The 22697-nt window shown below is 67.3% G+C and carries 17 protein-coding genes and 3 pseudogenes; 7 read left to right on the forward strand and 13 right to left on the reverse strand.

Annotated features, from left to right (window positions below):
- Positions 1–508: 508 nt before the first annotated feature.
- The gene (locus OMP44_RS13410) at positions 509–3850 is read right to left on the reverse strand and encodes a PAS domain S-box protein (protein ID WP_280308834.1); all 3342 of its coding nucleotides are present in this window, start codon (positions 3848–3850) and stop codon (positions 509–511) included.
- A 244-nt stretch (positions 3851–4094) separates the two neighbouring features.
- Here OMP44_RS13410 and OMP44_RS13415 point away from each other — a divergent pair, with 244 nt between their 5' ends.
- Positions 4095–4478, forward strand: a complete 384-nt coding sequence (locus OMP44_RS13415) for a response regulator (protein WP_051226123.1) — start codon at positions 4095–4097, stop codon at positions 4476–4478.
- On the opposite strand, the gene OMP44_RS13420 is transcribed toward OMP44_RS13415, so the two are convergent.
- From OMP44_RS13420 to OMP44_RS13435, 4 genes and pseudogenes are all read right to left on the reverse strand, one after another.
- Entirely contained in the window at positions 4475–4867 is a 393-nt protein-coding gene (locus tag OMP44_RS13420; RefSeq protein ID WP_187980332.1) for a response regulator, read from the reverse strand. The genes OMP44_RS13415 and OMP44_RS13420 overlap by 4 nt on opposite strands.
- A gap of 83 nt (positions 4868–4950) precedes the next feature.
- The gene (locus OMP44_RS13425; protein ID WP_280308841.1) at positions 4951–5958 is read right to left on the reverse strand and encodes a zinc-dependent alcohol dehydrogenase family protein; all 1008 of its coding nucleotides are present in this window, start codon (positions 5956–5958) and stop codon (positions 4951–4953) included.
- Between the two features lie 105 nt (positions 5959–6063).
- Positions 6064–6447 (reverse strand): annotated as a pseudogene (locus OMP44_RS13430) (DUF4398 domain-containing protein); the annotation flags it as partial.
- 29 nt (positions 6448–6476) lie between these two features.
- Positions 6477–6908: a DUF4398 domain-containing protein gene (locus OMP44_RS13435; protein WP_187980324.1), complete on the reverse strand. Its 432-nt coding sequence runs from the start codon at positions 6906–6908 to the stop codon at positions 6477–6479.
- A gap of 157 nt (positions 6909–7065) precedes the next feature.
- On the opposite strand from OMP44_RS13435, the gene OMP44_RS13440 reads away from it, so the two are divergent.
- Positions 7066–8691, forward strand: coding sequence for a methyl-accepting chemotaxis protein (locus OMP44_RS13440; RefSeq protein WP_280308844.1), 1626 nt, complete (start codon positions 7066–7068; stop codon positions 8689–8691).
- Positions 8692–8694: 3 nt separating this feature from the next.
- Here the strand turns inward: OMP44_RS13440 and OMP44_RS13445 are convergent, their stop codons facing one another.
- Positions 8695–9858 carry an HPP family protein gene (locus OMP44_RS13445; RefSeq protein ID WP_280308846.1) on the reverse strand — a complete coding sequence of 388 codons (1164 nt, stop codon included), beginning with the start codon at positions 9856–9858 and terminating at the stop codon, positions 8695–8697.
- 257 nt (positions 9859–10115) lie between these two features.
- Between OMP44_RS13445 and nhaA the strand changes: the two genes are divergently transcribed.
- Positions 10116–11285 carry a Na+/H+ antiporter NhaA gene (gene nhaA, locus OMP44_RS13450; protein ID WP_280308848.1) on the forward strand — a complete coding sequence of 390 codons (1170 nt, stop codon included), beginning with the start codon at positions 10116–10118 and terminating at the stop codon, positions 11283–11285.
- Between the two features lie 12 nt (positions 11286–11297).
- Complete coding sequence (gene crcB / locus OMP44_RS13455; RefSeq protein ID WP_187980321.1) at positions 11298–11675, forward strand: fluoride efflux transporter CrcB; 378 nt, start codon at positions 11298–11300, stop codon at positions 11673–11675.
- A gap of 19 nt (positions 11676–11694) precedes the next feature.
- Here the strand turns inward: crcB and OMP44_RS13460 are convergent, their stop codons facing one another.
- Positions 11695–12747 (reverse strand): acyltransferase family protein, encoded by a 1053-nt coding sequence (locus OMP44_RS13460; RefSeq protein ID WP_187980320.1) that lies wholly within the window; start codon positions 12745–12747, stop codon positions 11695–11697.
- A 351-nt stretch (positions 12748–13098) separates the two neighbouring features.
- On the reverse strand, positions 13099–13620 hold the full coding sequence (locus tag OMP44_RS13465) for a hypothetical protein (protein ID WP_187980319.1): 522 nt from the start codon (positions 13618–13620) through the stop codon (positions 13099–13101).
- A 234-nt stretch (positions 13621–13854) separates the two neighbouring features.
- Here OMP44_RS13465 and OMP44_RS13470 point away from each other — a divergent pair, with 234 nt between their 5' ends.
- Positions 13855–15291: a dihydrolipoyl dehydrogenase gene (locus OMP44_RS13470; RefSeq protein WP_187980318.1), complete on the forward strand. Its 1437-nt coding sequence runs from the start codon at positions 13855–13857 to the stop codon at positions 15289–15291.
- 290 nt (positions 15292–15581) lie between these two features.
- On the opposite strand, the gene OMP44_RS24995 is transcribed toward OMP44_RS13470, so the two are convergent.
- From OMP44_RS24995 to OMP44_RS13485, 4 genes and pseudogenes are all read right to left on the reverse strand, one after another.
- A complete protein-coding gene (locus OMP44_RS24995) occupies positions 15582–16349 on the reverse strand; it encodes a methyl-accepting chemotaxis protein (RefSeq protein WP_372240067.1) in 768 nt (255 codons plus the stop codon).
- Positions 16350–16436: 87 nt separating this feature from the next.
- Positions 16437–17525: pseudogene (locus OMP44_RS25000) on the reverse strand (cache domain-containing protein); the annotation flags it as partial.
- 153 nt (positions 17526–17678) lie between these two features.
- A complete protein-coding gene (locus OMP44_RS13480; RefSeq protein WP_280308852.1) occupies positions 17679–19091 on the reverse strand; it encodes a sugar porter family MFS transporter in 1413 nt (470 codons plus the stop codon).
- A 184-nt stretch (positions 19092–19275) separates the two neighbouring features.
- Positions 19276–20169, reverse strand: coding sequence for a LysR family transcriptional regulator (locus OMP44_RS13485; RefSeq protein ID WP_280308854.1), 894 nt, complete (start codon positions 20167–20169; stop codon positions 19276–19278).
- A 96-nt stretch (positions 20170–20265) separates the two neighbouring features.
- Here OMP44_RS13485 and OMP44_RS13490 point away from each other — a divergent pair, with 96 nt between their 5' ends.
- Positions 20266–21435 carry an MFS transporter gene (locus tag OMP44_RS13490; protein ID WP_273863026.1) on the forward strand — a complete coding sequence of 390 codons (1170 nt, stop codon included), beginning with the start codon at positions 20266–20268 and terminating at the stop codon, positions 21433–21435.
- A 13-nt stretch (positions 21436–21448) separates the two neighbouring features.
- On the opposite strand, the gene OMP44_RS13495 is transcribed toward OMP44_RS13490, so the two are convergent.
- The gene (locus OMP44_RS13495) at positions 21449–22009 is read right to left on the reverse strand and encodes a carboxymuconolactone decarboxylase family protein (RefSeq protein ID WP_280308857.1); all 561 of its coding nucleotides are present in this window, start codon (positions 22007–22009) and stop codon (positions 21449–21451) included.
- 180 nt (positions 22010–22189) lie between these two features.
- Here OMP44_RS13495 and OMP44_RS13500 point away from each other — a divergent pair.
- A pseudogene (locus OMP44_RS13500) lies at positions 22190–22690 on the forward strand (GNAT family N-acetyltransferase).
- The last annotated feature ends 7 nt before the right edge of the window (positions 22691–22697 follow it).

A 22697-nucleotide genomic window follows, 5' to 3' on the forward strand; every position in this document is an offset into this window, starting at 1 on the left:
CGAAGCCCAACGAGGGGAGACCTCTGTGCTGGAGCGCCCTCACCCCAGCCCTCTCCCAGGGGGAGAGGGGGCGGTCGAGCCGGGTGCAGGGTTGTGGTTCGTGCACCTTGGCCGCGTCACCGTAGCGTAGAAAACCGCGCAGCGTTTTCCACTGGGCAGCTCACGTCATCCGTGGATAAGGCTGCGCCGTTATCCACCCTACGGCGGAGATTGGCTGCATAGGTCGGGTTGAGCGCAGCGAAGCCCAACGAGGGGAGACCTCTGTGCTGGAGCGCCCTCACCCCAGCCCTCTCCCAGGGGGAGAGGGGGCGGTCGAGCCGGGTGAAGGGTTGTGGTTCGTGCACTCCGGCAGCGTCACCGTAGCGTGGAAAACCGCGCAGCGTTTTCCACTGGGCAAGCCTGCCTCCATTCGTGGAAGGCTGCACCCTTATCCACCCAGGGCATCCCAACCGCCCCCTCTCCCTCCGGGAGAGGGCTGGGGTGAGGGGGACCCACTCGAAAGCGGACGTCAGGTCCCTACGATCAGATCGCGGATGCGCACCGCCAGGGCGTCCATGGCGAAGGGCTTGGTCATCACGTGCATGCCGGGCTCCAGGTGGCCGTTGCCGACCACGGCGTTTTCGGCGTAGCCGGTGATGAACAGCACCTTGAGTCCGGGGCGGCGCTGGCGGGCGGCATCGGCCATCTGCCGGCCGTTCATCCCGCCAGGCAGGCCGACATCGCTGATCAGCAGGTCGATGCGCACATCGGATTCCAGCAGGCGCAGCCCGGAGCTGGCATCCGCCGCTTCCAGGGCGGCGTAGCCCAGTTCTTCCAGCACCTCCACCACCAGCATCCGCACCGTGGGTTCGTCATCCACCACCAGCACCGTTTCGCCGTGGCCCTGGCGCGGCAGGGTCGGCTGGCTGGCGGCGAGGTCAACGCCAGTGGCCACTTCGCGATGGCGCGGCAGGAAGAGGGTGACGCTGGTGCCCTGATCGACCTGGGAATGGATGCGTGCCTGGCCGCCGGACTGGCGCACGAAGCCGTAGATCATCGACAGGCCGAGCCCGGTGCCCACCCCGATCGGCTTGGTGGTGAAGAAGGGATCGAAGGCCTTGGCAATCACCTCGGGCGGCATGCCGCAGCCGTTGTCGGTCACCGAGAGGGCGATGTATTCGCCCGGGTCCAGGTCGCGGACCCGGCCCATGCGCGCATCCAGCGCCCGATTGGCGGTCTCGATGAAGATCCGGCCGCCCTCGGGCATGGCGTCGCGGGCGTTGATGCAGAGATTGAGCAGGGCGTTTTCCAGCTGCGGCGGATCGACCAGGGTCGACCACAGCTCGCTGCTGGCCACCACCTCGATCTGGATCGCCGGCCCCACCGTGCGGCGGATCAGGTCTTCCATGCCGGCCACCAGGCGATTGACGTCGGTGGGCTTGGGGTCCAGCGTCTGCCGGCGGGAAAAGGCCAGCAGCCGGTGGGTCAGGGCGGCGGCGCGAATGGCGGCGCCCTGGGCGGCGGTGGTGTAGCGCTCGAGATTGTTCAGCCGACCCTGGCCGATGCGCACCGTGAGCAGGTCCAGACTGCCGACGATACCGGCGAGCAGGTTGTTGAAGTCGTGGGCCAGGCCGCCGGTGAGTTGGCCGACCGCTTCCATCTTCTGCGACTGGCGCAACTGCTCTTCCAGCAGCGCCTGGGTTTCCGCGGCGTCCTTTTCCCGGGTGATGTCGCGCCCGGCGCCGGTGAGGCGATCCTGTTCGGTGTCCATCGACAGCGTCCAGGACAGCCAGCGCCAGCTGCCGTCCGCCGCCTGGACGCGATTCTCCACCCGCGCCGGCAGGCCGCTGCGGCGCAGTTCGTCCAGCGCCATCAGCACGCCGGGCAGATCATCGGGATGGATGAGTTCGGTGTAAGGGCGGCTGAGCAACTCGGCCTCGGAATAGCCCAGGCCGCGCGACCAGGACGGACTCACCCGCAGGAGCTGCCCGGTGAAGTCGGCGGTGAGCAGCAGGTCTTCGCTGAGCGCCCAGAGCCGGTCGCGCTCGGCGGTACGGGCCTGGACCTCCTGGCTGAGGCTGAGATTCTGCGCCTGGATCAGCGCCTGGGCGTCGCGCTGGATGGTGACGTCCTGGGCGAAGACATAGAAGCCGTCCACCGCACCGCGCGCATCGCGCCGTGGGCGGTAGTGGATGTCGGCGATGCGCCGGCGGCCATCCGGCCAGGCCCACGGCAGGTCCAGTCGCGCCGGGGTACCGTCCAGGGCGGCCTGGATGGCCGGACGCCGGGCGGCGAACAGTTCCGGCGCGAACACCTCGGCCATGCTGCGGCCCAGGATGCTCTGCGGCGCGTCCCTGAACCACTTGGGCGCCTCGATATTGGCGAAGCGATAGATCAGGTCGCGATCGACGAAGGCGATCAGGCAGGGCAGGGTGTCGGCCACCAGGCGCAGATTGAGTTCGCTGTCGCGCAAGGCACGTTCCGCGGTCAGTCGCGCCGTGGCCGAGCGGGTGCGATTGGCGACCTCGCGTATGAACTGCAGCTCGGCCGGCGTCCAGCGCCGCGGCTGACTGGAACAGACATAGAGCAGGGCCACCAGGTTGCCGTGCTCGAACAGCGGCAGGTTGACGAGGGCGCGGGTCTCCAGGCGTTGCAGGGCCGCGAGGTTGTCACGGGTACGAGGGTCTTGCTGCACGTCCTCGATCACCACGGTTTCGCCGCGCTTGAAGGCCTCGCTGTAGCTGCCGTAGTCGCGAAAATTCAGCGTGCCCATCAGGCTGCGGGCGCCCGGGATCGTCCAGTCGCGTTCCACGGTGATGGTCTCGGTCTCGGCGTCCACCAGACCGTAGCCCACCAGATGGGCATTCAGGATGGTGCCCAGGGCGGTGCAGGCGAGTTCGGTGACCGCCTCGATGTCGTTCAGCTGGCTGAAGCCTTCGCCCAACTCCGCCAGGGCGCGGCGATAGCGCTCTTCGTCACGGGTGGCCTGGGCGGCCTGCTCGCGCTCGGTGACATCCAGGAACAGCACCAGAAAGCTGTCCGGGCCAGCCTTGTGCGCATGGCCTTCGTACCAGCGGCCGTTGAACTGGAATTGCCGCACGTAACTGAACGACTGGCCGGTATCTACCACCCGGGTGAAATCCTCCACCCAGAGGTCTTCGAGTTCGGGAAACAGGGTGCGGGCGGTCTGGCCGATCGTCTGCTCCGCGCTCAGGCCGAAGTGGGTGCACCAGGCGCGGTTGACCTGGTCGTAGCGCCAGTCCCGGCCATGGCCCTGGTCATCACGCAGGATGGTGCCAAGGATGAAGCCCTCGTCCAGTTGCTCGAACAGGCCGCGCCAGTAGCGCTCGCTCTCCGCCAGTTGCCGCTGTACCTCGCCGACGTGGCGCTGGCTGTCACGCAGGGCCTCGCCGGCCAGATGCTGGGGGGTGCGGTCGCGCAGGATCTTGACGAAGCCGGTATGGCGGCCGGCGTCGTCGTGCAGCGGATGCATCTCGCCGCTGGCCCAGAAGCGGGTGCCGTCGCGTCGCAGGTGCCAGCGTTCGTCTTCGGCGCGACCGTCCTGCAGCGCCAGCCGCATTTCCAGCGCGGCCCGGCCGTTCCGGTTGTCTTCCGGGGTGAAGAAGCACTCTGCCGGGGCGCCGCGGATCTCCGTGGCGGTCCAGCCCAGCAGGCGCTCGGCGCCGGTGTTCCAGTCGGTGATGACCCCGGCCGGATCCAGTACGACCATGGCGAAATCGATGGCGCCATCGAAGATCGCCAGGCGCCGCTGGGCGTCCTGGGGTGGCAGCGCGGTGCACTGGTCGAGCGCGGCGCGGAGGCGGCGGACTTCGGCCTGGAGTTCAGCGTAGGAGGGAGCGGATTCAGCCATGGGATCTTTCAAGCGCGTGGGCAGCGGAAGCGGACGCCAATGACGTCCAGCAAGAGCCTTAGAGTAAGAGAGTCGGGCGCCGGCTAGCGATCTGCCAGCACCTTTTTCCGACAGGCAGGGAATTAAGTAGCCGTTACGGCATCAGACAAGTGCCGGTACCAAGCGGCCAGCCGTCCATCCGAGGGTTGTGATCCAATTCGAGTAATTTCGGTCTATTTAGTCGTACTAATGAAGTAGCGTTGCCATGACCGATGTAGTTTCTTCCGCAGCCGTTACCACTGTGCTGGTGGTCGAGGACGATCCTGTACTGCGATCGCTGGCGACGGAGGTGTTCGAGATGGAGGGTTATGCCGTCCAGTCGTTCGACACCGCCGATGCCGCCTGGTGCTGGTTCGAAGCCGACCCGCTGCCGCCTGATCTCCTCTTCACCGACGTGCGCATGCCCGGTCGGCTGGATGGTCTCGCCTTGGCCAAACAGGTCCGCCAACGTTTTCCGCAGTTGCCGATACTGGTGTCGTCCGGCTATACCGGACAGCAGTACGCCGAACGCGAAGACCGGGCGCTGTTCCTGCCCAAGCCCTGGACCATCGACCAGTTGCTGAAGGCCTGCGGCCAGCTGGGCGTCTAACCGCCCGCCTGACGCGCGCGTGCGAGGCGTACCGCCGAATCCACCTCATCGAGCGTCCAGGGCTTCTGCAGGAAGATCACCTGCGGGGGCAGCGCCGTGGTGATCTCGTAGCCATAGCCCGAGGTGATGACCATGGGCAGCGCGGGCCAGCGCTGGAGCAGCATTTCGGCCAATTCACCGCCGCGCAGCTGGCCGGGCATCAGGTGATCGGTGATTACCAGCCCGGGAGCCTGCTGCTGCTGGAGCAGATGCACCAGGGCATCGTCGGCATTGTCGAACTGCCGACAGGTCCAGCAGAGGCGGTCTTCGAGATGGTTGCTCAGCAGCTCGGCGAGCAGGCTGTTGTCTTCGATGACGACGAGATAGGGAAGGGGATCTGGCGAGGTCATCGAGACTTCCGGAACGCGACGAGACGATTCCGGAAGTCTAGCAGAGCCTTGCCGGCGTCAGTCCGGCTTTTGTCTGACCATTGTTAGAACTCCAGGACGATCTTGCCGAAGTGGCTGCCGTCCTTCTGGAAGGCGAAGGCCGCGGCAATTTCGTCTAGCGGATAACTGCGATCGATGACCGGCTTAATGCCGTTGCCTTCCAGCGCCTTGATCATCTCCTGCTGCTGGCGACGGCTGCCGACGATCAGCCCCTGCAGCCGCTGATGGCGGCGCATCAGATTGGCCGTGGGGACTTGCCCCTCGACGCCGGTGAGCACCCCGATCAGCGCCAGGTGACCATGGATACGCGCGGCCTGGATCGACTGCGCCAGGGTCGCCGGGCCGCCCACTTCCACCACGATGTCGACGCCACGGCCGCCGGTGATGGCCTGCACCTTGGCACCCCATTCCGGTTCGTCGCGATAATTGATCAGGTGATCGGCGCCCAGGGCATAGGCGCGCTGCAGCTTCTCGTCCGAGGAGGAGGTGGCAATCACCGTGGCGCCCATGGCCTTGGCCATCTGCAGAGCGAAGATCGACACCCCGCCGGTCCCCATGACCAGCACGCTGTCGCCGGCCTTGAGTCCGCCGTCCACCACCAGGGCGCGCCAGGCGGTGAGTCCGGCGGTGGTCAGGGTCGCCGCCTCGGCATGGCTGTAGCCCTTGGGCGCCAGGGTGAAGGCCGTGGCCGGGCGTACCACCACCTCGCAGGCGAAGCCGTCGACGCCATCGCCAGGGGTCGTGGAAAAGTCATCGATGGGCGGCTCGCCATCCAGCCAGTGGGGAAAGAAGGTCGAGACCACGTGATCGCCCACGGCGAACTCGCTGACCCCGGCGCCCACGGCCTCGACCACGCCGGCGCCATCGGACATGGGAATGCGCCCATCGGCGGTCGGCATCTTGCCCAGCACCACGCCCAGGTCATGGAAATTCAGCGAGCTGGCCTTGATCCGCACCCGGATCTCGCCAGCCCTCGGCTGCCCGGGATCAGGCAGTTCGCAGACTTCCAGCTGGTCCAGACCACCGGGTTTGCGTAGGCGTATGGCGTGCATGAGAGATCCTCCGGACTGTGGCGAGCAGGACGCTCGCAGGTCAGTAGAGGACCACGGCAGGGGGCGCAGGATTCCCGAAAGAACCCTGCGCCCTGAACCTTACTTGATCGCCTTCTGCAGTTGCTGCAGCTGCTCGGTGCGGGTGTTCAGGCGGGTTTCGCCGCGCTGGGCGTCGACCTTCTTCAGCTCGGCCTCGGCCATGCGCAGCTTGATGGTCTGCATGGCGGTCTGGATGCGTTGCTGGGTCAGGTAGGCCAGCTGGTCGACGGTGCGCTCGTTCTCACCGTCCTTGTAGGCCTTGTCGGTCTTGGCCAGCCAGGTGCCGGCATCCTTGGTTTCCAGTGCCGCCAACTGGGTGGCCTGGGGCTGGGATTCGAGGGCGGCGTAGTCGTTGCGCGCCTTTTCCAGATTGGGGTTGGGCGGGGTGGCGCAGGCGGCCAGGGTCAGGGTCAGCGCCGACATCAGCGGGAGCAGAAAACGTTTACGCATGGTTTCGTCCTTCAAGAGAGCGGGCAGCCTTACTGCTGCACCTTTTTCTGTAGATTCTGTTGCAGCTGCAGGTTGATCTGACCTTCCTCACGGATCTGCTGGATGCTGTTCTGGGCATCCTGCAGCGCCGCCGCGGCCTTGGCGGCCTGGGTCTTGCGGGTCGCCAGACGGGCATCCCACTCGGCCTGCTCGGCTAGTTGCTTGGCTTCGTCGTACTTCTCGTTGGACAGGGCCGCCTGGGCCTGGGTCCACTTGTCCTGGGCCGACTTGGTCTCGATCGGAGCGAACTGGTTGCCGCCGCCGCTCACGGCTTCGTTGACGGCCGACTGGGTCACGGCCATCTGCGCGGTCGGCGGATTGCCGGCGCAGCCCGCGAGCAGCAGACCGCCGCCCAGGACCAGGCTGGCGAGCAGCGCACGAGGCGCGGAGAACGGGGAGGCACGAGAGGGACCGGTTTTCATCCGAACATTCCTGGCAGGTCGCCCGGAATGGGCGACAGTGCCTTTGAGACGGCGAAAACGCGGCGAGGTTCGCTGCGACCGCTGTGCTCAAGCCCCAGGGGTAGCAGCCGATATCTGTTGTCTGACAACAACAGGGCCAGAGGCCACGGAGACTTCCATGCTGTTACGCAATTGCAACATCGCGCCTCGGGCTGCCCTGGGCTTCGGCCTGATTGCCCTGATGGTGGCCTTTCTCGGGCTGTTTTCCCTGGCACAGATGGCGGGTATCCGCGAGCGCCAGGTGGTGACGGAGCGTGACTGGGTGCCCAGCATCCGCGCGGTGGACGCCATTCGCGAGAACATGTTGCGCATCCGTACCATTTCCCTGCGCCTGGCGCTGGATTCGGACCCGCGCAACATCGATACCTACGTCGGTCAGTACGAGGCACGCAACAAGGTGCTCATGGACGGCATCAAGGCCTATGAGGTCTTTGTCGATACCCCCGAGGAGCACCAGCGCTGGGACCTCTTCAAGCGTGATTTCGCCACCTATCAGCGGGGCATGACCGAGTCCTTCGCCCTGGCCCGCCGTGGCGATACCGCCGCGCTCAACAAACTGACCCTGGTGGACATGAAGCCGGTGGTGGACGGCACCGGCAAGCAGCTGGGCGAGTTGGGCGACTTCTATGCCGAGGGCATCGAACGCGACGGCAAGATCTCGGCGGACCGCTACGCCGCCTCGCGGCTGATCGTCATCGCGGTGATCGCCCTGGCCGCCCTGGCCACGGTACTGATGGCCTGGCTGCTGACCCGCAGCATCGTCGGACCGCTGCGCGAGGCGCTGCTGGCCGCCCGCCGCGTCGCTCAGGGCGACCTGACCCAGACCTTGGCCGTGCAAGGCCGCGACGAGGTGAGCGAATTGCAGCGCGCCCTGCAGCAGATGCAGGCGCAACTGCGCGAGACCCTCTCGCGCATCGCCGGCTCCTCCACCCAGCTGGCGACCGCTGCCGAAGAGCTCAACGCGGTCACCGAGGCCGCTGGCCAGGGCTTGCAGCGACAGAACGACGAGCTTGAACAGGCAGCCACGGCCGTCACCGAGATGAGCACCGCGGTGGACGAGGTGGCGCGCAACGCCGTCTCCACCTCCGAAGCCTCGCGGGCCTCCAGCCAGGCCGCGCAGCAGGGCCAGACCCGAGTCGCCGACACCCTGGGCGCCATCGCCGCCCTGTCCGACGAGGTGTCCGCCACCGGGACCCTGGTCCAGCGGCTCGCCGAGCAGTCCCAGGACATCGGCAAGGTGCTCGACGTCATTCGCGCCATCGCCGAACAGACCAACCTGCTGGCGCTCAATGCGGCCATCGAGGCGGCGCGGGCCGGCGAGGCCGGGCGTGGTTTCGCCGTGGTGGCCGACGAGGTGCGCGCCCTGGCCAGCCGCACCCAGCAGTCCACCCACGAGATCGAACAGATGGTCTCGGGCATGCGCAGCGGTGCCAGTCAGGCCCTGGGCTCCATGCACAGCAGCAGTGAGCGCGCCCAGGCCACGCGTGCCCTGGCGGAAACCGCCGGGGTGGCGCTGGAAGAGATCAATACCCGCATCGGCGAGATGTACGAGCGCAACCTGGTGATTGCCAGCGCGGCCGAAGAGCAGGCGCAGGTAGCCCGGGAAGTGGATCGCAATCTGGTCAACATCCGCGATCTCTCCACCCAGTCCGCCGACGGTGCCCGCCAGACCAACGCCGCCAGCCAGGAGCTGTCTCGGCTGGCGGTGGACCTGCAGGGGCTGGTGAATCGCTTCCAGGTGTGAGCCCTAGGCTCGTACCGCCTGGTACAGCGCCCGGATCAGATCCGACTGGGTGATGATGCCGACCAGGCGGCGCGAGCCATCGATGATGGGGATGTGGCGGTGGCCGTTCTCGGAAAACACCGGCACCAGGTCGATCAGCAGGCGGTCGGCGCTGGCCACCCGCACGGTGCGGGTCATGATGTGGCCGACGCTGTTTTCGTCCTGGCGGGCCTTCGGCCGGACCAGCGAGCGCAGGCGCCAGCCGAGGCCTTCGTGGACGTCCAGGTCGATCTGCCGCATGAAGTCGGCGACGGTGACGATGCCCAGCAGATGGCCCTGGCGATCCACCACCGGCAGCGCCTTGATGCGGCGGGCGCGCATCAGCGCCCAGGCTTCCTGCAGCGGCATCTCGGCACGGGCCGTCACCGGTTCGTGGCTCATGACATCGGCGCAGCGCAATTCGCCCATCTTGCGCTGGTAGGCACGCGCCTCCACCTGTTCGAGCAATTCGGCGAGGTCGTCGCGGCTGATGTCCAGCACCTGGTTGTAGCGCGCCAGCACGGCGTCCAGGTCGGCGCGCTGCAGGCGCGTCTCGCCGCTCGGCTCGGCCGGGCGTGGCACATGGGGCCAGGGGCGCCGGGTCAGGTTGTTGTAGAGCAGGCCGGCACTCACCAGCAGCAGCGAGTCCAGCGCCACCGGACTCCAGGCATAGCTGAAATCCTGGGCGCCGATCAGCACCATCAGCAGCGCCGAGGCGCCGCCCGGGGGGTGCAGACAGCGCAGCGTGAACATGGCGGCGATGGCCAGCGCAACCGCCACCGCGGCGGCCAGGTTGGCTTCGGGAATCCACAGCGCGCAGGCGATGCCGATCAGCGCCGACAGCGTATTGCCACCCACCACCGACCAGGGCTGCGCCAGCGGACTGGAGGGCAGGGCGAATACCAGCACGGCGCTGGCGCCCAGCGGCGCCACCAGGGCCAGCGCCAGGGCGCCATGCTGATGCACCGGCTGGCCTTCCAGCCACCAGGCCGCCAGGAGCGCGGCGAGCAGGATGCCGAGGCCGGCGCCCAGGCTGGCGCGCAGGCGTTCGCGACCGTCGATGGGCAAGGGCGCTGGCCAGAAGGCACGCAGGCCCTGGAGCAGACGGGTGAAGAGGGAGGGAGACGGCGTAAGGGGTTCCTGGGGCATGGGCTAGCAACTGCTGGGCAGAACGCGGGCGCTGATGGTCCTCCCTGTACGGAGCCCTGGCAATACCGGCGAAGACCGCGGGCCGCCACCGCAAGCGGCCAGGCGGCGTACCAGAGCGCCCGCCACCGTGAGGCGATTTTCTGCTGCGACCACCCGCGCTGCCGTAGTAGGATTATCGGCTGGGTGTCGCCGCAATCGTGCGGTAGGACAGGTTGAATCGAGCGCAGGTCGGGCCGCCGCGCGGAGTCCTGCTGCCCATGTCACCTCTGCCTTCCCCCGCCAAGGCCCTGGCCTTTCTCAATCGCTTCTGCGCCGCCGAAGCGGCCGGCGGTATCGTGCTGATGGTGGCCGCGGCCATCGCCCTCATCGTCGCCAACTCGCCGCCGGCCGACGGCTATTTCGCCAGTCTGCACTGGTATGTGGGTGGCCTTTCGCTCGGTCACTGGATCAACGACGGCCTGATGGCCATCTTCTTCCTGCTGGTGGGGCTGGAGATCAAGCGCGAGATGGCGGTCGGCCAACTCGCCAGCTGGGGCGATCGCGCCCTGCCGGGTCTCGCCGCCCTGGGTGGCATGCTGGTGCCGGCGCTGCTCTATGCCCTGGTCAATCGCCACGACTCCCAGACGCTCGCCGGCTGGGCCATTCCCGCCGCCACCGACATCGCCTTCGCCCTCGGTGTGCTGTCGCTGCTGGGTTCGAGGGTGCCGGCATCGCTCAAGGTGTTTCTCTCGGCGCTGGCGATCCTCGATGACCTCGGCGCCGTGCTGATCATCGCGCTGTTCTATACCAGCGACCTCTCCACCACCATGCTGCTGGCCGCGGCCGGTCTGGTGGCCGTGCTGTTCCTGCTCAATCGCCTCAAGGTCACCGCCCTGCTGCCCTATCTGCTGGTCGGGGCGCTGCTGTGGTTCTGCATGCTGCGCTCGGGCATCCATGCGACCCTGGCCGGGGTGATCCTGGCGCTGTTCATTCCGCTGGGCGATACCGAGGCCGACGATGCCTCGCCGCTGCTCCGGCTGGAGTCCGCGCTGCACCCCTGGGTGGCCTTTCTGATCGTGCCCCTGTTCGGCTTCGCCAATGCCGGGGTGTCCCTGGCCGGGATGTCGCCCGCCAACCTGCTGGATCCGGTCCCGCTGGGTGTGACCCTGGGGCTGTTTCTCGGCAAGCAGGTAGGCATCACGCTGATGGCGGTGCTGGCCATCCGCAGCGGTCTGGCGCGACTGCCCGAAGGTGCCAGCTGGCTACAGCTCTATGGCGTGGCGCTACTCTGCGGCATTGGCTTTACCATGAGTCTGTTCATTGGTGCCCTGGCCTTTCCGGGTGCGCCCTTCCTGGTCGACGAGGTCAAGATCGGCGTGCTGCTGGGGTCGCTGCTGTCCGCCCTGGCTGGCATTGCCGTCCTACTCCTGGCCGCCCGCCGTCGTTGAGAGGAACCTGAGATGCCCTATGCGCTGTTCGCGGTGATGGTTGGCGGTGCTCTGGGCAGCGCCTGTCGCTGGTGGGTCGGCCTGCGGCTGAATGCGCTGTTCCCACTGCTGCCCCTGGGCACCCTGCTGGTGAACCTGGTCGGCGGCTTCGTCATCGGTCTGGCGCTGGGACTGTTTTCCCGCTATCCGGGGCTGGAAGCCCAGTGGCGATTGCTGCTGGTGACCGGCTTCTGCGGCGGTTTCACCACCTTCTCGACCTTTTCCGCCGAGGTGGTGGGGCTGCTGCAGAGCGGTCGCCTGGGCTGGGCGGCGCTCACCATCACCATCCATGTGCTGGGATCCTTGCTGTTGACCCTGGCCGGTTTCGCCCTCGCCGGTCGCCTCGGCTGAGGCGACCGGCCATCCGGGGTCAGGCCGGTGCCACCGGCGCGGTCGGGGCCTGGCGGCGCGGCTTGAATCTCAGCGCCGGCGCCTCGATCAGGTGCCAGGAGAGCACCGCGAAGCCCAGGGTCAGGACGTAGCTCACCAGCAGGAAGCCGGGCAGCGAGAAGCTGTCGGGAAACCAGTGCATGAGCAGTTGCTGGACCGGGAAGTTGAACAGGTAGAGGCCGTAGGAATAGTCGCCGAAGCGGCCGAAGCCGTGCAGCACCGGTACCTGCACCTGGGCCAGGTAGATGATCACATAGGCCAGCGACACCAGGTGGATCACCGGCAGGATATGCCAGACGATGGCCGCCAGCGACAGCAGGCAGAGCGCCAGGGCGATATCCAGGCGCCAGGGGATGCGCGGCCCCGCGAGTTGCAGCAGGGCGCCGGCGAAAAAGAACATCCCCAGGCTGAACACCTTGTGCAGCACGAAACTGGCGACGCCCATCTGCGGCAGCAGCAGGAAGTTGCCCAGCACCAGCACCACCAGAGTGGCCATGACCACCGAGCGGGTCAGCAGCCCCAGCACGCCGATGATCAGCAGCGACAGGTACATGAACACCTCGTAGGGCAGGGTCCAGTAACTGCCGTTCACCGTGTCCGGAAAGGGATTGCCGGTGAAGACGCCGGGCAGCTCGAAGCGCGTCATCAGCAGGATGTTCTTGAAGAAGCCCAGGGTCTGGCGATCGCTGAAGTAGGCGCTCGTCTCGCGACTGGTGGCGAGCCAGCCCACCACCAGCACCGAGAACAGCACCGAGACGATCAGCGCCGGAAAGATCCGCAGGGCGCGCTTGAGGATGAAGTCCAGGGGATTGCGACTGCGCTGGAAGGACGCCGTGATCAGGAAGCCGCTGATCACGAAGAACACATAGACGGCGATATTGGCCGCGTCGGTAAAGCCGGTGAAGTTGAGGATCGGCTCGGCGCCGATATGTCCCGAGAGCCAGAAGCCATGGCCGATCACCACGGTGGACGCCGCGGCGAATCTCAGGAAATCGAAGTTGTTGCGTCCGTGGGGGACGTGAGCGGTGGTCATGTCTGCTCCTCGCAGCCGTGGCCCATGCCGCGGCCGCCGCTCGGGAGCGAACTCCAGGCGGACAGCGACGCAGACGGCATCGGCGGAAACGCCCGTCGTGAGACGCGCGCAGGCAAAGGCCGCTGCCGGCTGGACCGGCAGCGAAAGGGCGACAGCCGACGCGATCAGCGCGATCGGTCGGCCGGCGAGGGCAGGGGCGCTATGGGGGGCTGAGCGGCGCGAAAGCGGGCGTCATGCGCCAGGACTCCGGAAAAGCGGTACTGCAAGAAGGAACGGGGGCGGCGAGGCGCGCGCAGGCGATCGGGGTCTGGGGCCTCCCGGCCGCCCCGGTCGTTGCGTACGCCTCGCTCATCAGGCGCTGGCCTGCAGCGGCTGTTCGTGCACGTCTTGCGACTGTTCCAGGGCGAAGGGTTCCTGGGCGAAATAGAGGGCAGCGCTCTGGCGGGCGTGATCGCCGAATTCATGCGGATGGCGCATGACGATCTGTTCGAAGGCGCCCGGCTCCAGGCCGTCTTCGTAGAAGCCGTTGTGGCACTGCAGGATGCCCGAGGCGCAGACGCTGCGCTCGACCGCGGCGATCAGGCCGCCGGCTCTGAGGCTCTTGACGATGTTGTGCGGCAGCCGCTGGCGGCGTCTCAGACTGGCGGCGGTGTCGCTGAGGGTATCGAGGATCTCGGTCTCGGCCGGCGACAGCTTGCGGACATCCAGCTTGGACTTCTGCACCAGGTAGCGACGGGAGAGCAGACGAGCCTGGTCATTGAGGGCCTTGAGTACCACGCCGCTGAGTTCACCACGGGTGAACAGGCCGGTTTCCAGGGCGATCAGGTAGGACCAATCGTTGATGAGCGGAATCTTGCTGATGTCACGTTCCATGTGAGTGCCTGCGTCCATTTAAGTTGGCTAATTGAGGATAGGACACCCTCAATGGTTCCAGTTCGCCAGTATAAAGTGACGAGTGGCATGGAATTTGACGGTCCTGACAAGAATTGTCGGTTTTTTGTCGAAGTGGGTCACGCCTTGGGAATGCAACCTCAACGCTGCGCTTGGGGTCCCTTGCTGGAGCCCTGGCGCGAGTCGGGTTAATCCTTCGCAACGTCAGGTGATGAGATGAGTGATCCCGCAGCCCCTTCCAGTTCTGCCGATCTCGACTGCGATGTCGCCGTGATCGGCGCCGGAACCGCCGGCCTCGCCGCCGAACGCGCCGCCCGGCGCCAGGGCGCGCGGACCCTGCTGATCGACGATCGCTGGGCCGGGACTACCTGTGCCTCCGTGGGCTGCATGCCCTCCAAGTTGCTGATCGTTGCCGGTGAGGCTCATCACGCTGTCCGCCGTGCCGCTACCTTCGGCATCGAAGTGGGTAGCGTCAGCGTCGATGGCGCGGCGGTCATGGCGCGGGTACGCCGTGAGCGCGACCATTTCGTCGCCGCCACCAAGCAGGGTTTCGCCAAGTTGCCCACGGGCGTGGCCCAGCAGGCCACGGCGCGCTTCGTGGCGGCGGATCGTCTACAGCTCAGTAATGGTAAGACTATAAGTGCTCGCAGCGTGGTCATCGCCACCGGCTCCTATCCCCTGGTGCCGGAACCTTTCGCCGCGCTGGGCGAGCGGGCGCTGACCAACGAGACGATCTTCGAGCTGCCCGATCTGCCGCGCTCCCTGGCGGTGATAGGCACCGGTCCGGTGGGCCTGGAACTGGCCCAGGCCATGGCCCGTCTTGGCGTGGCCGTCACCCTGTTCGGCCAGGACGATGGCCTGGGCGCGCTCAAGGATCTGGAGGTCAAGGCCGAGTTGCGCAAGATCCTGGAACAGGACCTGACCTTGCTGCTGGACGTCGAGGTGGACGCCCGCCGCGAAGGCGAGGGCGTGCGATTGTCCTGGTCCGGCGCGGCGAGCGGCGAGGGCGCGTTCGACTACGTGCTGGTGGCCGCCGGGCGACCGCCACGGCTCAAGGGCCTGGGGCTGGAAACCACCGGCATCGAGCTGGACGACCATGGCACCCCGGTCTACGACCCTGAGACGCTGCAGTGCGGCTCTTCGTCGATCTTCATCGCCGGCGATGCCGACCACGACCGGCCGATCCTCCATGAGGCCTCCGACGAGGGCGCCATCGCCGGGCACAATGCCGCCTGCTATCCCGAGGTCCGACCCACCCCCAGGTCGCCGCTGTTTTCGCTGATCTTCACCGATCCGCCGGTGGCCGTGCTGGGCAGTCCGCCCGACAAAGGCAGTCTGATCGGCACCTCTTCCTACCACGACCAGGGCCGCGCCCGGGTCGAGGCGCGCAACCAGGGCATCGCCCGTTTCTATGCCGAGCCGGGCACCGGCAAGCTCACCGGCGCGGCCATGGTGGGGCCGGGCATGGACCATATCGGCCATCTGCTGGTGCTGGCGCTGATCCATGGCGAGACCGCCAGTTCGCTGCTCGACATGCCCTTCTACCACCCCACCCTCGAAGAAGGCCTCAAGAGCGGCCTGCGCGAGATTTGTCAGGCCGCCCATAGCAGCCTGCGTGGCGATCGCGACCAGGGCTTGCCGTCCGGAGCTTGAGGGGAGTGTATCGGGACCGCGTCGTGGCGTCGCAGGCTGGGTTGAGCGCAGCGAAGCCCAACGGGGTTGCCAGATCCAGCAGTGGAAAAGGCTGCGCCGTTTTCCACGCTACGGTTTTGCTAGAGGCACCCTCATCACAGCCCTCTCCCAGGGGGGGAGGGGGCAATCCAGCGCGGGAGCTTGCGTAGAGTGGATAACGGCGCAGCCTTATCCACGCGCCACCGAAATCCCGCCCAGCAAAAAGCCCCGTCGGAATCACCCGCGGGGCTTCTGTTACCGCCAAAAAGTCATCAGGCCTTGAAGCGCCTTACCAGGCCATCCAGTTCGCCCGACAGTTGCGACAGGCGCGAGGAGTCGCGGGTGGTGGACTGGGCCAGGCCTTCCACCTGCTGGGCGTCGTCGTGGATCTGGGCGATGTGGCGGTTGATGTCCTCGGCCACCTGATGCTGTTCCTCGGCCGCCGCGGCGATCTGCAGCGCCTGGTCGCGGATCTCGTCCACCGACTGGCGGATGCCTTCGAAACTGCCACGCGCCTCGCTGATGGAGGTCACGCTGGTCTGCGACAGCTCCAGGCTGGTCTCGATCTGGCGGGTGACCTCCTGGGTGCGCCGCGCCAGACTGCCGAGCAGGCCGTCGATCTCGCCGGTGGAGTCGGCGGTGCGCTTGGCCAGGGCCCGCACCTCGTCGGCCACCACGGCGAAACCGCGCCCCTGCTCGCCGGCCCGCGCCGCTTCGATGGCGGCGTTGAGCGCCAGCAGGTTGGTCTGTTCGGCGATGCCGCGGATGGTGTCGAGGATGGTGTTGATGTTGTGGCTGTCCTGCTCCAGCACCGCCATGGCCTGGGCCGACTGGGCCAGGCTGCCGCTGAGGCGGTTGACGTTGCCGGTGGCCTTCTCGATCTGGCCGTAGCCTTCCTGCACCTTGTGATGACCGGCGTCGGCGGAGGCCGCGGCCTGGCTGCAGGAGCGCGCGACCTCGTTGGAGGTTGCGACCATCTCGTTGAAGGCGGTGGAGACCAGCTCCACGGCTTCGCGCTGGCGCCCGGCCACTTCGTTCATGCTGGCCGCCGCCTGGGTGGTGGTCTGCGAGGCCTGCTGCAGATCGTTGGAGGCCTGGCCGATGCGTTGCACCAGCTGGCGGATGCTGGCGAGGAACTGGTTGAACCAGCCCGCCAGGGCGGCGGTTTCGTCCTTGCCCTGCACGTTCAGGCTCTTGGTCAGATCGCCTTCGCCCTGGGCGATGGATTCCAGGCCGGCGGAGACACCGCGGATCGGCCGCACGATCATGCCGGCAAAGGCCGCGCCGAGCACGGCGAACAGCAGCGCCAGCACCGCGGTGATGCCGGCGATCTGCCAGGTCAGGGCGGTGGCCTTGCCCATGACTTCGCTGCGCTCGATCAGGCCGATGAATTTCCAGCCGAGGTCCTTGGCCTGATAAACGTTGACCATGTAGTCGGTGCCGTTGAGATTGACCTCACCCAGCCCGCTCTGGATGCCGCTGAGGGTCTGGTAGGCGTCGCCCAGCTCCTTGAGCTGCTTGAAGTTGTGCTTGGGATCGCGGGGGTCGACCAGCACGTTGCCGTTGTCTTCCACCAGCATCAGGTAGCCGCTCTGGCCCAGGGTGATGCTCTTGACCAGGTCGGTGAGCTGCTTGAGCGAGATGTCCAGGCCCACCACGCCGCGGACCTTGCCGCTGGCGTCTTCCATGGTCCGTACCACGCCCATCAGCGAGACGTCGTCGGTCGCCCAGTAGTAGGCCGGGGTGCGCACCACCTTGCCCGGATTGTTCATGGCCGCCTGGTACCAGGGGCGCACGCGCGGATCGTAGTTGGCCAGCTTGGCGTCGTCCGGCCAGCTGACGTAGCCGCCATCGGCCAGGCCCACCGACAGGTAGGCGGTGGTGGGATGGGTCTTGGCGAAGCGGGTGAAATAGCTCAGCGCCTGCTGGCCGGCTGCCGGTTGCGGGATCTGGGCGGCATCGGCGCCGCTGTAGTTCTTCAGCCCCTCCAGGGCCAGGATGTTCGGCTCCTTGGCGAGGAAGTCGACGTTCTGCTGGATGCCGGCAAAGAACTGCTGGATGTTGCGATCGATCTGGCGGATTTCGCGCCCGCTGCCGTCGAGGAAGTCGCCGGTGGCCTGACTGCGCACGTTCATGATGACCACGCCCGCCACCAGGATCACCGGGAGGCAGGCGGTTACCGCGAAAAGCGAGGTGAGTTTTTGTTTGATGTTCATCGAAAGCCCCGGTCGCGCGCTGCGCGAAGAGTGACGGCAACATGCCTTCACTCTGCATCGGCTTGGATAAGTCCGGCTTGATACGGAATGAAAAATTATTCCATTTGGTCCGCAGCAAGCCGGAAAATCGCCGATCGGTCGGCTAACGACCCGCTATAGCTCTTTCTTCAGATGGCGTTCGATTTCTTCCAGAGACTTGCCGCGGGTCTCCGGCAGGCAGAAATAGACGAATACCAGCGAGCCCAGGTTGATGGCGGCGAATACATAGAAGGTGTAGTTGCCGATGGCTTCCAGGGCCACCGGAAAGCTGAAGGCCACGGTGGCGTTGCACAGCCATTGCACGGCTACCGCTACCCCGGTCAGCAGGCCACGGACCTGGTTGGGAAACAGCTCGGACATCAGCAGCCAGTAGACCGGGGCGATGCACATCTGCATGAACAGCAGGAACACCAGGATGCAGGCCAGCGCCAGGTAACTCTGGGTGAGGTTCTGCGGCAGCCATAGCAACACGCTGCCCAGCGCCAGTTGCGCCACGACCACGATCACCAGGCCGATCAGCAGCAGGGTGCGCCGTCCGGCGCGGCCGATGGCCCAGATGCCGAGCAGGGTGGCGATCACCGAGACCACGCCATTGCCGATGGTGGCGGTGAGGGCCGCGCTGGTGCCCATGCCGGTGCTCTTGAGGATGATCGGGGTGTAGTACATGAAGGCGTTGACCCCGGTGAACTGGGCGACGAAGCCCAGGCCGATGCCCAGCAGCAGCAACTTGACCACCCAGCCCTGGCCGAGCAGTTCGCGCAGGGGTGGGCGATGCTTGGCCTGCTCCTCGCTCTCGCGCATCTCCTGGACCTCGCGCTCGACCTCCTCGGGGGTGTCGCGCAGGCGCTCCAGCACGGCTTCGGCTTCTTCGATGCGGCCCTTGGCCGCCAGCCAGCGCGGCGAGGTGGGCAGCAGGAAGGTACCGGCGAACAGCAGGATGCCCGGCACCATGGCGATGGCCAGCATGTAGCGCCAGATGCCGTTGTCGTGCACCAGCCAGGCGAGCAGGGCGCTGAGCACATAGGCCAGCAGCTGGCCGCTGACGATCATCAGCTCGTTGCGACTCACCAGGCGACCGCGGCGCTTGGGTCCGGCGATCTCGGCGATGAACACCGGCACCGTGGCCGAGCCGCCACCCACCGCCAGGCCGAGCACGAAGCGCGCGACCACCATCAGTTCCACCGAGGGCGCCACCGCGGTACCCAGGGCGCCGACGACGAAGAGGATCGACAGCAGGCGCAGGGTGGTGCGGCGGCCGTAGCGATCGGCGAGATAACCCGCCGCCAGCGAGCCGAAGGCCGCGCCGACGATCAGGGCGGCGGTGACCAGCCCCTCGGTGTAGGCGTTGAGGCCCAGGCCGCCCTGGTCGGGGGGCAGGGTCATGAAGGGCAGGGCGCCGGCGATGATGCCGGTGTCGTAGCCGAAGGCCAGGGCGCCCATGGTGGCGACCAGCACGGTAATGAAGATCAGCCGACGGGCCGAGGCCTTCTGGTCGGGGTCGACGGCGGGGGAAGCGGAAGCGGACATGGCAGAGCGGGATCCTGGCAAGACACGAGAGGGACCGGCGAACGGGGCGCCCTCAGGCCAGCGAAGCGAACGATTGGAGCGTTGCGAGTCAGCGAAGGGGCGCCATGGATGCGGGCGTGGGGGGTTAGGGCAGGGATGCCGGCTGGAGTTCCCGAGGTGGGCCGGCCGGGCGCGCCGCGCACCTTCAGCTGCCCAGCCGCTCCACCAGGAAATCCACGAACACCCGGACCCGCGCCGGCATGATCGAGCCGCCGACGAAGACCGCGTGGATGGGCTCCAGATCGCCCGGGTTCCAGGCCTCCAGCAGCGGCACCAGGGCGCCGCTGCGCAGGTCCTCGGCCACGCTGAATTCCCCGATGCGGGCGATGCCGGCACCTTCGCGGGCGAGCAGGGCCAGGGCCTCGCCACTGTTGCATTCGATGTTGCCGCTGATCTTCAGGGCGAAGGCCTGGCCGTCACGGACGAAGGGCCAGTCGGGCAGGGCGCGGCGGAAGTTGAATCTCAGGCAGTTGTGGTCGAGCAGGTCTTCCGGCACCTGGGGCGTGCCGTGGCGGGCGAGATAGGCGGGCGAGGCCACCACTACCTGCCCGGTGACGCCGATGGGACGGGCGCTCAGGGGGCTGTCGGCCAACTGGCCGAAGCGGATCGCCACGTCGGCCTGGCCGGCGAGGATGTCCACCACCTCGTCGCCCAGCGCCAGGTCCACGACGATATCCGGATAGCGCGCACTGAAGGCCGCCACCAGCGGCACCAGGGTCATGCGGCCATGGCCGAGGGCGGCGCTGACCCTCAGCCGTCCTCTGGGCACGCCCTGGTCGGCGATGGCGTCTTCCACCTCGGCCAGGTCCGCCAGGATGCGTCGCGCCGCGCGCAGATAGGCCGCGCCTTCGGCGGTGAGGGTAATGGCCCGGGTGGTGCGCAACAGCAGCCGCGTGCCGAGGCGCTGCTCGGTGCGGGCGATGGAGCGACTCACCGCCGAAGGCGTCAGGCGCAGGGCCCTGGCGGCAGCGGACAGGCTGCCGGCCGCCACCACCTGGACGAACACCGCCATCTCTCCCGAGCGACCATTGAGATCCACTTGTGACTCCAGGGCAAAGGTGCATGCCAAAACCGCCGTCTACCGGCGTTCGAAAGAGGAGCTTAGCATTCACGGCATAGATAAGGAGTCCTTCCCATGCGTATCAATCCACCCCTGCTGGCCCTGGCCACCGGTGCCTTCGGCATTGGCGTCACCGAATTCGCGCCCATGGGCATGCTGCCCGGCATCGCCGCCGATCTTGGCGTCTCCATCCCGGCGGCGGGCCTCCTGATCAGCGCCTATGCCCTGGGCGTGCTGATCGGCGCGCCGCTGATGACCCTGACCACCGGCCGCATTCCGCGCCGTCATCTGCTGATCGGCCTGATGGCCATCTTCACCCTGGGCAACCTGATGTCGGCGCTGGCCACCGACTACACCAGCCTGCTGATCGCCCGGGTGGTGACCTCGCTCAACCATGGCGCCTTCTTTGGCGTCGGCGCCCTGGTGGCAGCCAGTGTGGTCGCCCCGGACAAGCGCGCCGGGGCGGTCGCCGCCATGTTCATGGGCCTGACCCTGGCCACCATCGGCGGCGTGCCCCTGGCCACCTGGTTCGGCGAACTGCTCGGTTGGCGCCAGGCCTTCTGGGGCATCGCCGGTCTCGGCCTGCTGACCATGGCCGCGCTCTGGTTCGCCCTGCCCAACGTGGCCCTGCCACCGAGCGACGGGGTGCTGGCCGAGATCCGCGTGCTGGGTCGCCCGCCGGTGCTGGCCGCCCTGGGGCTGACCGTGGTCGGCTCGGGCGCCATGTTCACCGTCTTCACCTATATCGCGCCCATCCTCGCCCGCGAGACCCATGGCTCCACCGCCTTCATCACCGCCATGCTGGTGCTGTTCGGCGTCGGCCTGACCCTGGGCAATCTCTGGGGTGGCAAGGCGGCGGACAAATCCATCGACCGCACCCTGATCGCCTCCCTGGGCGTGCTCATCGTGGTGCTGCTGGCCTTCAGCGTGCTGATGCGCTGGCCGCTGGCGGCCGCCGTGGCCATCCTCGTCTGGGGTATCGCCAGCTTCGCCCTGGTGCCGCCGCTGCAGATGCGCGTGATGGAAGCCGCCAAGGACGCTCCCAACCTGGCCTCGGCGGTCAATATCGGTGCCTTCAACCTGGGCAATGCCCTCGGCGCGGCCCTGGGCGGCGCGGTGATCGATGCCGGTCTCGGCTATCCGGCGATCTCCCTGGCCGGCGCCGGCATGGCCGCCCTGGGCCTGGCGATGGCTCTGGTCCTGGCCTGGCGCGGTCGGGCCGGCGCTGCGGCGGTGGCCGCCTAGGGCCGCGTCGGCGTCATTCGGCGAAGGGGCGGGGCGTATCGCCGCCCCGATCCACCGCGAAGGCATTGAGGGTCATGGCGACCAGGCTGTAGTAGCCATAGACGCCCACCAGTTCGACCATTCCCGCTTCACCAAACAGCGCCACCCCCTGGCGATAGAGATCCTCGGGAATCCGCCGGGTGTCATAGAGCGCGACGCCTATGGCATGGACACAGGTCTCCGCGGGCGTTTCGAAGGCTGGCACGGCGCCTAGCCTGAGCGCCTCGATCACGGCCTCCGCCAGGCCCGCCTGGCGGGCGATGGGTTCATGGATCTGCCATTCCGCCTGGGAGCGCCACCAGGCCGCGGTGGTGAGGATCGCCAGCTCCGTGAGGCGCAGGTCCAGCCGGGTGCCATAGCGGCAGAAGGCGCCCAGCCGCTGGGCGTGATCGGCCAGCGCCGGGCTGTGCACCCAGGCCAGGAAAGGACCGTCGAGATTGCCCCGCGGGCCGCTCTGGATGGCGTCCAGCACCCGCTGCTGCTCGGGCGTGGTGTTCTGGTCGGACAGGGGCGTCAGGCGCGACGAGAGGGGCATGGCAGTGATCCTCGAAAGGGAGCGGGCAGCTCGGTTGGCTCATCCAATACCACCTCGGACCCCCAGGGCAAGGTCGCGCTGCCGCGCTCGAACAGTCTTGCCAAGGGTCGCAATCAGACTGGCAGCGCACCCCCGGGTCTGGTCACAATCGGCGCTGACCTTTTCCAGGGAGTCTTGGCGATGGACCGGACCTGCACCACCTTCTACCTTGAAATGACGTCTTCGGCCGAGTTGCGCGAGAAGCCGCCACGGCCCGACCTGCAGATCGTCGAGTGCGAGGTGCCGCAACCCGAACTCAACCGCTTTCTCTATGCCCTGGTCGGCCAGGCCTGGGACTGGAGCGATCTCGACAGCTGGAGCGAGGCGCAGTGGCGCGAACTGGTGGAGCAGGAGGGGCACCGCACCTGGGTCGCCTATCACCGCGGTGCCATCGCCGGTTACTACGAGCTGTACCGCCCGGATGGCCGCAACGTGGAGATCCGCTACTTCGGCCTGGCCGGCGCCTTCATGGGGCTCGGCTTCGGCGGTCCGCTGCTCAGCCACGCCCTCCGCTGCGCCTGGGACTGGGTGGGCACCGAGCGCGTCTAGGTACACACCTGCACCCTGGATCACCCGGCCGCCCTGGCCAACTACCAGGCGCGCGGGCTGCGGATCTACCAGGAAGAAACGACTCCGCTCTAGGCCAGGG

The sequence above is a fragment of the Pseudomonas flavocrustae genome, assembly GCF_029872515.1.
Taxonomy (GTDB): Bacteria; Pseudomonadota; Gammaproteobacteria; order Pseudomonadales; family Pseudomonadaceae; genus Chryseomonas; species Chryseomonas aestiva.